This window comes from Clostridium cellulovorans 743B (assembly GCF_000145275.1).
Taxonomy (GTDB): Bacteria; Bacillota; Clostridia; order Clostridiales; family Clostridiaceae; genus Clostridium_K; species Clostridium_K cellulovorans.
Window position 1 is genome coordinate 838,043 of the sequence record NC_014393.1, and the last position, 14,499, is coordinate 852,541.

General features: G+C 30.5%; 13 protein-coding genes. 9 read left to right on the forward strand and 4 right to left on the reverse strand.

The window, feature by feature from the left end; genetic code table 11:
- Positions 1 to 300: 300 nt before the first annotated feature.
- Entirely contained in the window at positions 301 to 462 is a 162-nt protein-coding gene (locus CLOCEL_RS03425; protein WP_010074780.1) for a zinc-ribbon domain-containing protein, read from the reverse strand.
- 450 nt (positions 463 to 912) lie between these two features.
- On the opposite strand from CLOCEL_RS03425, the gene CLOCEL_RS03430 reads away from it, so the two are divergent.
- The 5 genes from CLOCEL_RS03430 (at position 913) to CLOCEL_RS03450 (ending at position 6,471) form a co-directional block, all read left to right on the forward strand.
- Complete coding sequence (locus tag CLOCEL_RS03430) at positions 913 to 2,067, forward strand: AlbA family DNA-binding domain-containing protein (RefSeq protein WP_010074779.1); 1,155 nt, start codon at positions 913 to 915, stop codon at positions 2,065 to 2,067.
- 121 nt (positions 2,068 to 2,188) lie between these two features.
- A complete protein-coding gene (gene tyrS / locus CLOCEL_RS03435) occupies positions 2,189 to 3,409 on the forward strand; it encodes a tyrosine--tRNA ligase (RefSeq protein ID WP_010074778.1) in 1,221 nt (406 codons plus the stop codon).
- Between the two features lie 102 nt (positions 3,410 to 3,511).
- Positions 3,512 to 5,506 (forward strand): hypothetical protein, encoded by a 1,995-nt coding sequence (locus CLOCEL_RS03440; protein WP_010074777.1) that lies wholly within the window; start codon positions 3,512 to 3,514, stop codon positions 5,504 to 5,506.
- Between the two features lie 4 nt (positions 5,507 to 5,510).
- Positions 5,511 to 5,777, forward strand: a complete 267-nt coding sequence (locus tag CLOCEL_RS03445; protein ID WP_010074776.1) for an EscU/YscU/HrcU family type III secretion system export apparatus switch protein — start codon at positions 5,511 to 5,513, stop codon at positions 5,775 to 5,777.
- A gap of 7 nt (positions 5,778 to 5,784) precedes the next feature.
- Positions 5,785 to 6,471 (forward strand): metallophosphoesterase, encoded by a 687-nt coding sequence (locus CLOCEL_RS03450; RefSeq protein WP_010074775.1) that lies wholly within the window; start codon positions 5,785 to 5,787, stop codon positions 6,469 to 6,471.
- A gap of 144 nt (positions 6,472 to 6,615) precedes the next feature.
- Here CLOCEL_RS03450 and truA read toward each other — a convergent pair whose 3' ends face one another.
- Positions 6,616 to 7,353 carry a tRNA pseudouridine(38-40) synthase TruA gene (gene truA, locus CLOCEL_RS03455; RefSeq protein ID WP_010074774.1) on the reverse strand — a complete coding sequence of 246 codons (738 nt, stop codon included), beginning with the start codon at positions 7,351 to 7,353 and terminating at the stop codon, positions 6,616 to 6,618.
- 304 nt (positions 7,354 to 7,657) lie between these two features.
- Between truA and CLOCEL_RS03460 the strand changes: the two genes are divergently transcribed.
- From CLOCEL_RS03460 to CLOCEL_RS03470, 3 genes are all read left to right on the forward strand, one after another.
- Positions 7,658 to 8,020, forward strand: coding sequence for a hypothetical protein (locus CLOCEL_RS03460; RefSeq protein ID WP_010074773.1), 363 nt, complete (start codon positions 7,658 to 7,660; stop codon positions 8,018 to 8,020).
- Between the two features lie 244 nt (positions 8,021 to 8,264).
- Positions 8,265 to 8,543: an ArsR/SmtB family transcription factor gene (locus tag CLOCEL_RS03465; protein ID WP_010074772.1), complete on the forward strand. Its 279-nt coding sequence runs from the start codon at positions 8,265 to 8,267 to the stop codon at positions 8,541 to 8,543.
- Between the two features lie 46 nt (positions 8,544 to 8,589).
- Positions 8,590 to 11,061: a DsrE/DsrF/DrsH-like family protein gene (locus tag CLOCEL_RS03470; RefSeq protein ID WP_010074771.1), complete on the forward strand. Its 2,472-nt coding sequence runs from the start codon at positions 8,590 to 8,592 to the stop codon at positions 11,059 to 11,061.
- A 257-nt stretch (positions 11,062 to 11,318) separates the two neighbouring features.
- Here the strand turns inward: CLOCEL_RS03470 and CLOCEL_RS03475 are convergent, their stop codons facing one another.
- Together CLOCEL_RS03475 and CLOCEL_RS03480 are read right to left on the reverse strand one after the other, a co-directional pair.
- Complete coding sequence (locus CLOCEL_RS03475; protein WP_010074770.1) at positions 11,319 to 12,302, reverse strand: methyl-accepting chemotaxis protein; 984 nt, start codon at positions 12,300 to 12,302, stop codon at positions 11,319 to 11,321.
- Between the two features lie 85 nt (positions 12,303 to 12,387).
- Entirely contained in the window at positions 12,388 to 13,194 is an 807-nt protein-coding gene (locus tag CLOCEL_RS03480) for a DUF2225 domain-containing protein (protein WP_010074769.1), read from the reverse strand.
- 347 nt (positions 13,195 to 13,541) lie between these two features.
- Between CLOCEL_RS03480 and CLOCEL_RS03485 the strand changes: the two genes are divergently transcribed.
- Positions 13,542 to 14,402, forward strand: a complete 861-nt coding sequence (locus CLOCEL_RS03485; RefSeq protein WP_010074768.1) for a S66 family peptidase — start codon at positions 13,542 to 13,544, stop codon at positions 14,400 to 14,402.
- Positions 14,403 to 14,499 lie beyond the last annotated feature (97 nt).

The window sequence follows — 14,499 nt, forward strand, 5'->3', positions numbered from 1 at the left end:
ATCATAGAGTTTATTTTAATGAAATGACTTTTTTTCAGCGAAGATATCAAAGGTAAGTACTGAAACTCCAAGAAAAATTAGTATATTTAGTATGGAAACCGCACTAGAAAATAATATGGTTAAGAGATAACTCATAAATAAAGTGACTATTATCCATAAAATAAGTTTCATATTTTCACTTCCTTATCCTTAATGGTAACATATGTTCATAATTAGTATGAGCAATATAAAAAAATATATACCGTTGGAAGTGATAAGGCAAAAATAAAAAGGAGAGTGAAGATCTCTCCTTTGAGTTAACTATCTTTTAACGTTATTTTTTTGAGTTTTTCTAGCTTTTCTGCACTCTGGGCATCTTACTGGATCATTTTCAAATCCTTTTTCTTTGTAGAATTCTTGTTCACCTTCAGTGAAGATAAATTCTTTACCACAATCTTTACATACAATTGTCTTATCAGCCATTTTGATATCCTCCTTAAAATACATAGGGCATATATTCCGAAACAAACTTTACTTCTATGAAATTAAGGAGTAAATTGATCCCAGTAAATACATCGCCTATAATAAACTATTACAGTTTTATTATAGCACTTTTTATTAAAAAGGCAATATAGAAATTAAAGTAAAGCTTTAAAAATGTTAACATAATAAAAAAAATATGAATAAAAATTTACAACTAGAAATGTTAACTTAATTCCCAAAAGATATAGGTTGAATAAAAAATGAAATCCATATAGTATAGAATTATATTAATGAAGATATCTTCGTGATTTTAAAGGGTAGAAACTAAAGCTAAGATTTAGATTATGAAATCTATAAGAGGAACTGAAGTAGAAAATATTTTATATTGAGCAGATTAAAATATTAACAGAAATATACTAAAAAATAGATTTGATAGCTTTGGAGGATTCTATGGATATAAGAAGGATTTCGGCATTAATTAAAAAGTCTGAAGGAATTAAGCTAGATTTTAAAGAGAAGATTGAACTTTCAACTGAAAGTGCTAAAAAAGAATTGGCAAAGGATGTTTGTGCGATAGCAAATTCTAGAGGTGGAAGAGGCTATATAATTATCGGAATAAGAGATAAAACAAAAGAAATTCTTGGGATGGATAAGGATAGTATTCATGAAGAACAGCTTCAGCAAGTTATAAGCTCAAGATGTGAACCACCTATTCCAGTGAATTATGAAACTGTGGAGATTGATGGTAAGACTATAGGGATTATCAATATATATGATGGAAACCAAAAGCCTTATCAGTTAAGAGATAATGGAGCTTTTTATATAAGAAGAGGTTCTACTACTGATACTATGAGAAAATTTGAGATTCTATCTACTATGGAGGAAAATCACAATTTTAATGCTGAACTTTTTCCTATTCTAAATAGTAGTGTTGAGGACTTTGATATTGAATTGGTTGACAAGTATTTTTCAAATCATAATATTAAAGTTACAGATGAAAATAGACTTTATTTAATGAAGGCAACATCTATTTTAGTGCAGAACAAAGAATCAAATGATTATTGTGGAAGTCTAGGTGGACTTTTAATTTTTTCAAAGATAAATTATATGTTTGTACCTCATAATATGGTTAGAATAATAAATAAAATAAGCAATAAGGAGCCTAGAGTTATAGCAATTCAAGGAAATCTTCAAGGTATTCTTGATCAATGTGAGGAAAAACTTAATAATATTTTCCCTAAGCAATATCCTATAAAAGCTGTATATGAAGGAATTAAGAATGCAATATTATATAGAGATTATAATGCAGCTCACAAAATAATTGAGGTAGTAATAAGCCAAAACAGCACCACCATTACTAGCCCAGGGATATTGATGAAGGAAAAGAAATTAGAGAACTTAAAGTATATAAGAAGAAATATGTGGATATATGAGAAACTGCTTACTTTAGACAATTCTTCTAGAGAAGCTTTAGCATCAACTGGCTTTAACAGGATGAAAAAAGCTTTTAAAGCATATGGAAGAGTGGATTTCATAAACTCCATCGAAAATGATTATTTCAAGGTTATATATCCAGGGGTTAAGGCTGTAAATCCAAGACAATAGACTGGAAAAAACATAGATTTTAATATATACTATATATGTTGCAAAAAAATAATTACAGAAAATTTTATGTTTATTATATTTTAGACAATAAATACTGTTACAATTCGTAAGGAGGAGTATCGTGGCAAATGTTTTAGATACATTATTAGAGCGTGGGTTTATTAAGCAATTTACCCATGAAGAAGAAACTAGAGAATTACTTGAAAAGGAAAAGATAACTTTCTATATTGGTTTTGATCCAACTGCTGATAGCTTACATGTTGGCCATTTTATAGCCATGATGTTCATGGCTCATATGCAAAAAGCAGGACATAGACCAATAGCTCTTCTTGGTGGTGGAACTGCTATGGTTGGTGACCCATCTGGAAAAACAGATATGAGAAAGATGCTTACAAAAGAGCAAATTGAAGAGAATGTTAAATCACTTAAGAGTCAAATGGAAAAGTTCATAGATTTTTCTGATGATAAAGCTATCATTGTAAATAATGCTGATTGGTTATTAAATCTTAACTATGTTGATTTTTTAAGAGATATAGGGGTTCACTTCTCTGTAAATAGAATGCTTTCAGCTGAGTGCTTTAAGCAAAGATTAGAAAAAGGATTATCATTCTTGGAATTTAACTATATGTTAATGCAAGGCTATGATTTTTATGTATTAAATAAGAATTATGGTTGCATAATGGAACTTGGTGGAGATGATCAATGGTCAAACATGATTGCTGGAGTTGAGCTTATAAGAAGAAAAGAGCAAAAACCAGCTTACGCTATGACTTGTACTCTTCTTACTAATAGTGAAGGTAAGAAAATGGGTAAAACAGAAAAAGGCGCATTATGGTTAGATCCAAATAAGACTACTCCATTTGATTTCTATCAATATTGGAGAAATGTAGATGATGCTGATGTTGAAAAATGTTTAGCGCTATTAACTTTCTTACCAATTGATGAAGTAAGAGCTTTAGGAGCTTTAAAGGATAAGGAAATAAATGAAGCAAAAAAAGTATTAGCTTTTGAGATAACAAAACTTGTTCACGGACAAGAAGAAGCAGAAAAAGCTAAGACTGCTGCAGAAGCTTTATTCGGTGGTGGTGTAGATTTATCAAATGTACCTACTGTTACTATCACAAGAGATAATTTAGGTATGGCACTTGTTGATATTCTTACTATAACTAAAATAGTTCCATCTAAGGGGGAAGGTAGAAGACTTATAACTCAAGGTGGAGTTGCTATAAATGATGAAAAGATTACTGATTTTGCTATAGCTATTGGTGAAGAATTCTTTGTTGATGGCTATATGATGGTAAAAAAAGGAAAGAAGAATTTCTTTAAGGTAGAAATTCAATAATTTAAACCTACTGATTTTTCAGTAGGTTTTTTAAATATTATCTAAGGTTAGTGATAAAATCCTACGATAATAGGATATAGAGGAGAGAGAGGGGGAAGAGAGATGGCCGCAATTAATAGAATACCGGGAAACTTAAATGTAGAGGAAAAAAGAAATACGAGAAAGATGTCCTTTACAAAAGGTGATGTATTTAATGGTGCTGTTGTTGACAGTGACAGTGCCGAAGGTGAAGTGACTATTAAAATTGCAAATCGTTGGCAAATTCAAGCTAAGGTTGAAGGGGACGTTGATCTTAAAGCAGGACAAAACAGATTTAAGGTTGTAGGCTTTGAAGATGGAAAACTTAAGCTTCAAGTAGTTGATAATAGTGTAGCTAAAGAAGTAGAAACAACTTCTTTAGATGAGATTATAAAAAATGCTGGTCTTGAAAAGGAAGATAGACAACTCCTTAGCAATATGCTAAAGCACAATATGCCTCTTACGAGAGAAAATATATTAGAGGTTAAGAATTTATTTGAATTAAATAGAAACCTAAAGGATGCAAATTACGATGTAAATGCTCTTATAAATAAGCTAGTTGATAGCAAAGGTATAGATGTAAATTCTAAAGAGGGTATAGCTTTAAAGGAAATGATAGAAAAGTTGTTTACAAACATCAAAGGTTTATCACAAGACAAAATAATGCTGATGCTTGAAAATAACTTAGATTTAACTTCTGATAATATTGAAAGCTTAAATAGAATATTAGCTGGGAAACAATTGATTCTAAATGATATTGCTGATTTATTTAATAGTAGTGAAGCGTTAAAAGATACTGAGGTGAAAACAAATCAGCAAGTAATTGTGGGGCAAACCTTAAGTACTGAAGCTGAAATAGGAGAAGCTGCAGGTAAATTTACAAATCTAAAGAATATGGTTGAAAATAATGATGTAGATAATATAATACACGAGTATTTATCAAAAAAAGGTATTGAGAACCTAAATAGCAAGGGTCAAGAAGCTATAAAGGAGCTTAAGAATATTTTAGTTAATCTTAAATATGGCAATATGGATGAGGAAGTAAATAATATCCTATCATCAAATCCAAAGGTTGCGCAAATTCTTAATGACCTAGAAGAACTTGCAACTCCTAGAGTTAGTTTAACTGAATTGATAGCTAGTAAAGCAATAATTCAAGAAGACGACATTTCTTTAAAGAACTCTATGGATATATTAAAAGAAACAGGAATTAAGGTTACAAAAGAAAATATTTCTACAGTTGATACAATGAAGAATCTTAAAGAATTGCTTAAGGATAATTCAGTAGAAACTGTAAAAGCCATGATTCTTGGGGATGAACCAGTTACAGCTCAGATGGATAAGAAGGTTACAGAACTTCTTACAAATCTCAAATCAAAAGATTTAAGCACTGTATTGCAGGGGCTAAAGGGAAATCCAAATGGAGATACCCTAGATGCTGATATTACTAAACTTTTAGAAACTGTAAAAAATAAAGATTTGCTTAGTAATAAGGATTTAATAAACCATAAAGATATTTCTAATACTTCTTCAAGTTTAAGTTCAGCAGAAAATGTAAAAGAGCAATTAGGGATAAAAATGGATTCTATGAAAGAGATGATAAATAGCATTTTATCTAAAGGTAAGATGTCACCAGAGCTTTATGCGAATTTCAAGGATGCATTTAATGATTTCAAAATGTTTAACTCTTTGTCTCAGAATTATTACATGCTTGATGTGCCTATAAATTTATATGATAACCAATATCAGTGCAAACTTTTAATCAAGGATGAAAGAGAAAAGGGAAAGCGAATAGATTCAAAAAACGTGAAAATTGTAGCAACTGTTGAAACTAACAATATGGGAGCTGTTGATGCTTATATCAATGTAAAAGATAAGACTATGTGGATTGATATAAAAAGTGATAAACAATGGACAAATATTTTTAGAAAAACTAGTGGTAGACTTGAGTCAGTTTTAGCAGATATGGGTTACTTCCCTATGATAAGCGTAACTGAAAAAAAATCTGAAGCAGATATTATTTCGACTAGGGAATTTTTTAATGAAGAAGTTTCCTATGGGCTTAATATAAAGGTGTAAGCATATGAAGAAGATAAGAAAAGCAGCAGCGTTAAAATATGAGCAAGGTTATGAATCACCTATTGTAGCTGCTCAAGGTGTAGGTTATGTGGCAGAGAAAATAGTAGAAAAAGCTGATGAAAATGATGTTCCTATAGTGTATAATAAAGAAATGGCAGATTTACTAACCAACGTAGATGTTGGTGATTCCATCCCTGAAGAGTTATACGCAGCCGTAGCAGAAATAATGGCGCATATAATGGAAATCGATAGGGATGCTAAAGGGAGATGAAGCTTATTTGAGTTTGTACGCTATATCAGATTTACATTTAGCACTTACTGTGGATAAACCTATGGATATTTTTGGTGATAAATGGTCTAATCATCATGAAAGAATAAAGGAAAATTGGATAAATAAGGTAACCTCTGAAGATACGATTTTAATCGCAGGTGATATATCCTGGTCTATAAATATGGAAGAAGGTTTGATGGATCTTGAATGGATACACAACTTGCCAGGAAAAAAGTTAATAGTAAAAGGGAATCATGATTATTGGTGGGGAAGCATAACAAAGCTTAACTCCTTATATGATGATATGAATTTTATACAGAATAACTTTTTTGCCTATGAAGACTATGGTATTTGTGGAACAAGAGGTTGGACTAATGCTGAAGGTGAAAATGCTTCAGAGCATGATAAGAAAATTTATAAAAGAGAATTAATAAGATTAAGATTATCTCTTGAAGCAGCTGTAAAGGCTGGGTATAAGAAATTCATAGTTATGATTCATTATCCACCGACTAATGATAAATTTGAAGAGTCAGAATTTACAAAGATTTTTAAAGAATTCAATGTTGAAAAGGTTATTTATGGGCACCTTCATGGGCCATCTTTAAAAAAAGTTATGGAAGGGGTTATCGATGGGGTTGAATACATCGTAACTTCTTGTGATTATATAGGCTTTGATCCGTTAAAGATAATATAACCAGAGATTAGAGAGAAACCACCGTCCTAAAGGTTTAGGAAGGTGGTTTTTGATTTTAATATGTTTATTGATAATTTTATATAAAAATACTTTCTTCAAATTAGGAATAGAAAGTTTTAATATTAAGAATAAAGACGGTTACTTTTAGTATATTACATCAACTAAAAATAGACCATGAGCAGGTGCTGTAAATCCAGCATCGCTTCTTTCTAAGCCGTCCATAATGGTTGGAATTTCATCTATTTTCATTTTACCAAGTCCTACTTCTATTAAAGTACCTGTAAGGATTCTGATCATATTATGTAAGAAGCCTTCACCTATATAAGTTATCTCAACCATATCTCCTATACAGTTTATACTGATATCATAAATTTCTCGAACTGTAGATTTCTTTTTTGACTTCATACTGGTAAAGCTTTTAAAATCGTGAATACCTATAAAATATTTAGAAGCTGCTAGCATTTTATCAATATTTAGTTTTTTATCAACTAAATATGAATATTTTCTTTCAAAAGCATCACCAAAGGCTGAATTACAAATTCTATAGGTATAAATTTTCTTTTTAGCATTATAGCGAGCATGGAACTTTTCATCAACCTTATCACAAGATTTTACCACTATATCCTCAGGAAGATAGGTATAACAATGCTTTAAAACGTCCTTCCATTTCAAGTCTTTTTCTGTATGAAAGTTTGCGATTTGTTTTCTTGCGTGAACTCCTGCATCTGTCCTTCCAGATCCGATGACATTTACTTCTTCATCTACTAAAGTTGATAGAACTTTCTCTAGCTTACTTTGAATAGTTTTATCACTGTCGGAAAGCTTTTGCCATCCTCTATAGTTTTTGCCATCATACTGTATCGTTAGTTTGTAATTATTCATAAAATGCTCCTTATATGTATATATTTTAGGTGTAGGTTAACTTCTGTAATAGAAAATTTTATAAGGTTTCAGAGTTAGAGATTTTTAGAAGATTAAATATAGAGTTTAGCCAAGGGCATAGGGAAACTATCACAAATAGTTAAAAGTTAATATAAATAGTATATACCTAAAATGAAAATATAGCTAATAAATAGAATTGTTTTAGGTAAAAATAATAAGGTATATGTACATGGATTTATAGATAATATATTTTCTTGAAGGAAAAGTGTAATATAAGTATAATGGTATAAAAGGGGGTTTTTAGATGGAAAAGGATACTATTACAATAGAGACAATAAAATATTACGATAAAGATACAGTTATAATAATTAATGGAGATAAGGAATTGCCTTATAAAGTGTCACTAAAATATAATTTATTCGTACCACTAGAAGAAGGCTATATTTGGCATGTTGAGGGTGGAAATTTTGAAGAAGGAAAGCTTCTTGTATATCCGTTAAATCAGACAAGAACAACTTTTGATGCTGTGAGAAATACAAATAAAAAAATAAAGCATAGTAGTTGGAGTAAGTTTTGTACATTGCCAGAAGCTATCAAAGAACTAGCAAAATATGAAGATTTTGAAATAGAAAAAATGTTAGATGAAAAAGAGTGGAGTGCACAATAAGAGCTATTGTTTAAATATAGAAAAAACTTAAAATTATATATTAGCCTTTAGTATGTAACATTTACAGTACTAAAGGCCTTTTTGGATTGTTGTAAGTTGAGAATTCTAGCATAAAATTGAAAAATTAATTCAATTTTATGAATAAACAATGATTAAAGACAAATAATAAAAGAGAGTTGACAAATAGGTAACTATATCGTAATATTTGAATATAATAATATTGAGAAATAAGTAGGAGGAAATGATGGATAAAGATTTTAATAATTATCAAGATGAGGCAGAACTTTTAAAAGCACTTGCACACCCAGTGAGGATTTGTATAGTAAAAGGTTTATTAGAAAAGGGAGAATGTAATGTGTCTTTTATGACTGATTGTCTTGATATGCCACAGTCTACTATATCTCAACATCTTCAAAAGCTTAGAACTTGTGGAATATTGAAAGCTAAAAGGCAAGGGCTTGAAGTTATTTACTCAATTAAAGATGAAAGAATAGCCAAGATTATAAAAGCTTTATTTGATTAATGGTTAAAATATATAATAATTAATAACTCGAAGGAGGAATTACCATATGAAAAAAGTATTGATAGTTGGTGGGGTTGCTGTGGGAGCATCTGTTGCAGCTAGGCTTAGAAGACTTGATGAAGAGATCGAAATAGTAATGTTTGAAAAAGGGCCATATATATCATATGCAAATTGCGGTCTTCCATATAATATAGGCGGAGTTATAAAGGATAGAGAGAAGCTTATAGTAACAAAAGCTGAACTTATGAGAGATAGATTTAAAATAGATGTAAGAGCTGAAAGTGAAGTTGTAGCAATACATTCTAAGGACAAAGCTATAAAGATTAGAAGTAAAGAAAGAGGCGAATACGTAGAAAATTATGATTATCTAGTATTATCACCAGGAGCAAAAGCTATAAAACCTAATATTCCAGGTGTTGATGGACCAAGAATTATGTCCCTTAGAACTATTCCTGATACAGATAAAATCAATGAATTTATAACAAAAAATACTGTAAAGAAGGCTACTGTTATAGGTGGAGGCTTTATTGGTATAGAGACAGCAGAAAATTTAATTGAAAGAGGAATAGACGTAACATTAGTTGAAGCAGCACCGCATATTTTAGCACCTTTTGATAGTGATATGGTTACGATAGCAGAAAAAGAATTAGAGGAACATGGAATTAAGCTAAGACTGAATGATGGGGTAAAAGCTTTTGAGGATACAAATTCAGGTGTTGAGATTACATTAAGCAGCGGTAAAAAACTAACTTCAGATTTAGTTATCTTAGCTATTGGGGTTACTCCAGATACTGGATTTTTGAAGGATTCAGGTATAGAAATTACAGCTAGAGGTCATATTGTTACTAATACTAATATGGAAACTAACATAGAGGGGATATATGCAGGTGGAGATGCTGTAGAAGTTGTAGATTTTGTTAATAAAACAAAGACCGCAATACCACTTGCTGGACCAGCTAATAAGCAAGGTAGAATTATTGCAGATAATATAGCTGGTATAAAGAGTAACTATAAGGATACCCAAGGTACGTCAGTATTAAAGATATTTGATTTAATTGCTGCATCTACTGGTAATAATGAAAGAACATTGAACAGATTAGATATAAAATATAATGTTATTTATATTCATCCAAATAGTCATGCAGGATATTATCCGGGAGCTACTCCTTTTACTATAAAGGCTATCTTTGATGATCAAGGAAAGCTTTTAGGTGCTCAAGCCATTGGATATAAAGGTGTTGAGAAGAGAATAGATGTAATAGCTACAACTATGAGATTAGGTGGAACTATTTATGATTTAACAGAGCTTGAATTAAGCTATGCACCACCTTTTAATTCTGCAAAGGACCCTGTTAATATGGTTGGTTATGTTGCAGAAAATATTCTTACTGGCAAGACAGAAGTTGTACTCCCAAGAGATGTAGATTCAAGAGATAAAGATAAAGTAGTAGTTTTAGATGTAAGAACAAAGATTGAAAGAGAAAATGGATCAATTGATGATTCAATCCATATTGATGTAAATGAATTAAGATATAAATTAGATACATTAGATAAGAACAAAGAATACTGGGTTCATTGTGCAGTTGGAATAAGAGCTTATATAGCTGAAAGAATTTTAAAACAACATGGCTTTAAAGCTAAGAATATAACTGGTGGTTATAAATCTTATATAGCACAAAAGTTTGTACCAAAGGATTTAGATGATTACACAAGTGGCAGTGATAATTATAACAAGGAACAAATAATGCAATCACAAGAAGCTACTCGTGAGGCAGCAGTAGATAGTAAAGAAGTAAAACTAGATGCCTGTGGACTATGCTGCCCAGGTCCATTAATTACTGTAAAGGAAACGATGGATACCTTAAATCCTTCAGATGTGCTGAATATTACAGCTTCAGATCCAGGCTTCTATGAAGATATAAAAGCTTGGTGTAAACGAACTAATAATACGCTTTTAAATATAGAAAATAAGAATGGAATTATAACTGCTAAGATTGAAAAAAATATAAATAATGTTGAGAAAACTGAAATGCAAAATGCAGATATAACCAATGCACAGACTATGGTGGTTTTTAGTGGAGACTTAGATAAGGCTATCGCATCTTTTATAATAGCTAATGGTGCAGCTGCTATGGGCAAAAAAGTTACAATGTTCTTTACTTTCTGGGGACTTAATGTATTAAGGAAGCATGATAGGATAAAGACTAAAAAGAATCCGATAGAAAAAGCCTTTGGATTTATGATGCCAAGGGGAAGTAAAAAGTTAAAGCTATCCAAAATGAATATGGCAGGAATGGGCGGCAAGCTTATCAGAGGAATTATGAGAAGTAAGGAGATTTTATCATTAGAGGACCTTATAGAACAAGCACAGAAGTCAGGAGTTAATTTAGTAGCGTGTACTATGTCTATGGATGTAATGGGGATAAAAGAGGAAGAATTAGTGAGTGGAGTTAATTATGGAGGTGTAGGGTATTATTTAGGAGAAGCCACAGATTCCAACATAAACCTATTCATATAAGTGACATTCTAAATCTTCGATTTAGTTAGTGGAACTTACAAAGTAATATAAGTTTATGTGTTTCATTAAAAAATTTAAATTTAATTGATAGAACCAAACTCCCTAGCTTAATGCGGTGAGTTTGGTTTAAAAAATGAAAAACGTTTATTTGCTATAGAAAAAGCACTATTATCCTTTTAAAAGGTTAATAGTGCTTTTTCCATATTTAGAATAACTAATTTTAACAAGGGATATTAATGAAATCAACTATTTTAAGTTTATTTATACTTAGAAATATTAGTTGAAATTTCGTTCAATTTATTAACACTGTTAGAAATTTTATCAACGTTCTTTATTTGATTATTAAGATCTGATACCACGTGAGACATGTTTTCTTTGATTTCATAAGAAAGTTTAGAAGCAAGAGCATCTGATTCTGAACTTATCTTATCTTTTAATGATGTTGATGAAACAAGATTTTTAACAGCCTTATCTATTAATTCAACAGCACCATCAATTGATGTTTTTATATCTCCAAAGGTATCCTTAGTAGTTTTTACAGTAGTATTTTGCATATCAATAGCATTTCCAGCTGTACTCATAGCTGAAGAAGTATTCATAATATCATTTTTTATTTCTTCAAGGATTTTTGTTATGTTTTCAACTGCACTCTTTGAACTTTCAGCAAGTTTTCTAATTTCATCAGCAACAACACCGAAGCCTTTTCCTGCTTCACCTGCTCTAGCGGCTTCTATAGCTGCGTTTAATGCAAGAAGATTTGTTTGACTTGCAATTTGGCTTATAGAATCAGTGATTGAGTTAACAGATTCTATCTTTGAAACAAGATCACTTACTATTGAACTTGAACTAGAAAATGCATTTTGAAGCTCAGAAAGAGATGAGTTCAAGGTTACAATATTGCCTAAACCCTTATCTGCAAGTTTACTAGTATCTACAACTGTAGTGTGAACATTATTTATATTATCAGATAAAACTTCCATTTCGGTGTTGAAATCTGACAGTATATCCTTTATTCCATTTGTTGGTGAATGATCTTCAGAATAAGAAGATATATCATCGATATTATGTTTAAAATCTGAAAGTTTTGAAGCTACTTCATGTATATTAGAATCTATGGATGTAGTAGTAGCTTTTAGTTCTCCAACTATATTTTCATAAGCATTTTTGGGTATAATTACAGCATTCAAATTGCTTTCAAGTTGATTAGTGTCTTGAGATAGTTTCTCTTTTTTTCTAAACATAGTTATCCCTCCGATAAATATAAAACGTAATTAATTATCGTTTTATAAAAAATATTCTATATACTTAAATTGTAAATTGAAGACTTTATTTTGTTTTAATTAAATCTCTTTGAGCTCTTGCTTTTTCTTTTAAAGTATATTTTGTTTGAGTTGATACTATAACTTCGCCAAGCCATCTTAACGCTTCTTCTGGCTTATCAAGTCGTCTATATAATTCTCCAATTAAATAGCATAAGGAATATCTATCCATACTATAAATTGGATAGACGCTTTCTTCATAGTAACAATTTAAAAAACCGTCTAATGCCTTACTTAAGAAGGCTTTTTCTTTTGCTCCATCATTTTTAATCCTGTACATCCAAGCAAGTCGTAAGCATAACATTGCTTTTTGACTGCTTTTTCCCTCGCAAACCATAGAAGTCACTAGTGCTAGTTTATACCGTTCTATGGCAATATCCACATCATAGATAGGAGGAAAGTGTTTTTCTTTCCATTTATGAGTGATATTATCAAAAATTTTCTGGAATTGATATTCTCTAACGGAATTGAAGTCAACGTTGAGTGCAGAATAGCCACAAGACGGACAAACTACGACTTCATAAAAATATTTATTTATAGGATAATATTCTACAAAAAAGTCAGACTCTTGTTTTTTAATCCTAGAGCCTTCTTTTTTTACTGTTCTAGCCTTAAATCTAGCTTCACAAACAGGACAATCAATGGTCTTATCATATAGTAAGGTATTCGGGTCAATTTCTGGACTTTGCTTTTGATTAACGTTTACGGAGCTGTTATTAGGGCGATTAAGATTATTATCTAATGTTGAATTTCCTATATCATTAACTCCGAGGTTTTTTGACTGCGATGATTTATTAGCTTCGTAACCAAACATAAGATTTCACCTCTAATAGTATTATTAAATATATCTTTTATAATTATAACAAAATATTTACTTTAGTACAAAAGAAAATCAAAATAAAGTGAAAATGTTTACAGGGATTCAATGGTAGGTACCTATATGATGAAATAAAAATTAATTAATGTTATATTAATACATAATGAATAGAGAATTTATTTTGTAAGGAAAAAGTTATAGGTCTAGACAAATTAGTAATTAAGGTGATTACATACAATGAATAGAACCTAAGCTTTCGAATAAATCAAAAATTTTATTGAAAAAATATTTGTTGTTAACGGAATGTACACATATACTTATTTTATGTTTTTCAGGAGGATAGTATGTTAAAAACTCATGATAAGATAGGAATTGTTGCTTGCTCAAATGGACTAAAGCTAGAACGTAAAAATAATATAGATAAACTGATTGATATACTGGAAGAATTAGGGATTAGGGTAGTTACTAGTAAATATATTTTTACTGGAGAAAATTTTAGTATCAGTATATCAAAGGAAAAAGCCAGTGAACTTATGACCTTTTTCAAAGATGATGAGATAAAAGCTATATTTGATTTATCTGGTGGAGACTTAGCTAATGGAATTTTGGAGTATTTAGATTATCAATATATAAAGAAAAATCCTAAGCCTTTTTATGGCTATAGTGATCTGACCGTAGTATTAAATGCTATATATAGTAAAACTGGAATACCAACTTATAATTATCAGATAAGAAACCTTGTAGGCGAATTTTCTTCTGAGCAAAAATTAAATTTTGAAGATACCTTTTTTAATAATGGAACGGAACTTTACGATATAAAACCACGTTGGATAAACGGAGATAAAATAGAAGGTGTAGTTATTGGTGGAAATATAAGATGCTTCTTGAAGTTAGCTGGTACAGAATATATTCCTAACCTTAAGAACAAGGTGCTACTACTGGAAGCTTTAAGTGGAGATATAGCGAAGATTACTACCTTCTTAAATCAATATAAACAGATGGGAGTTTTCGATGAAATATCAGGAATAATCCTTGGAACTTTCACTGAGATGGAAAAAAACTCATATAAGCCTTCAGTAGAGGAAATTCTTATGGAAATATTGGATGGCAAGAATATACCAATAGTGAAAACTGAGTATATAGGTCATCAGGGAAATAGTAGAGCTATAGCAATTGGTGGAAAAATACTTTTAAAGCGGGAATAAGAGTAAGTGTGGAGAGTGTTAGCACTTTAAAAGTGATATTAAAACTCTGTTAGATTTTGAACTACAAGACTATTTAATTATAAAGCAAGAGAGCCTA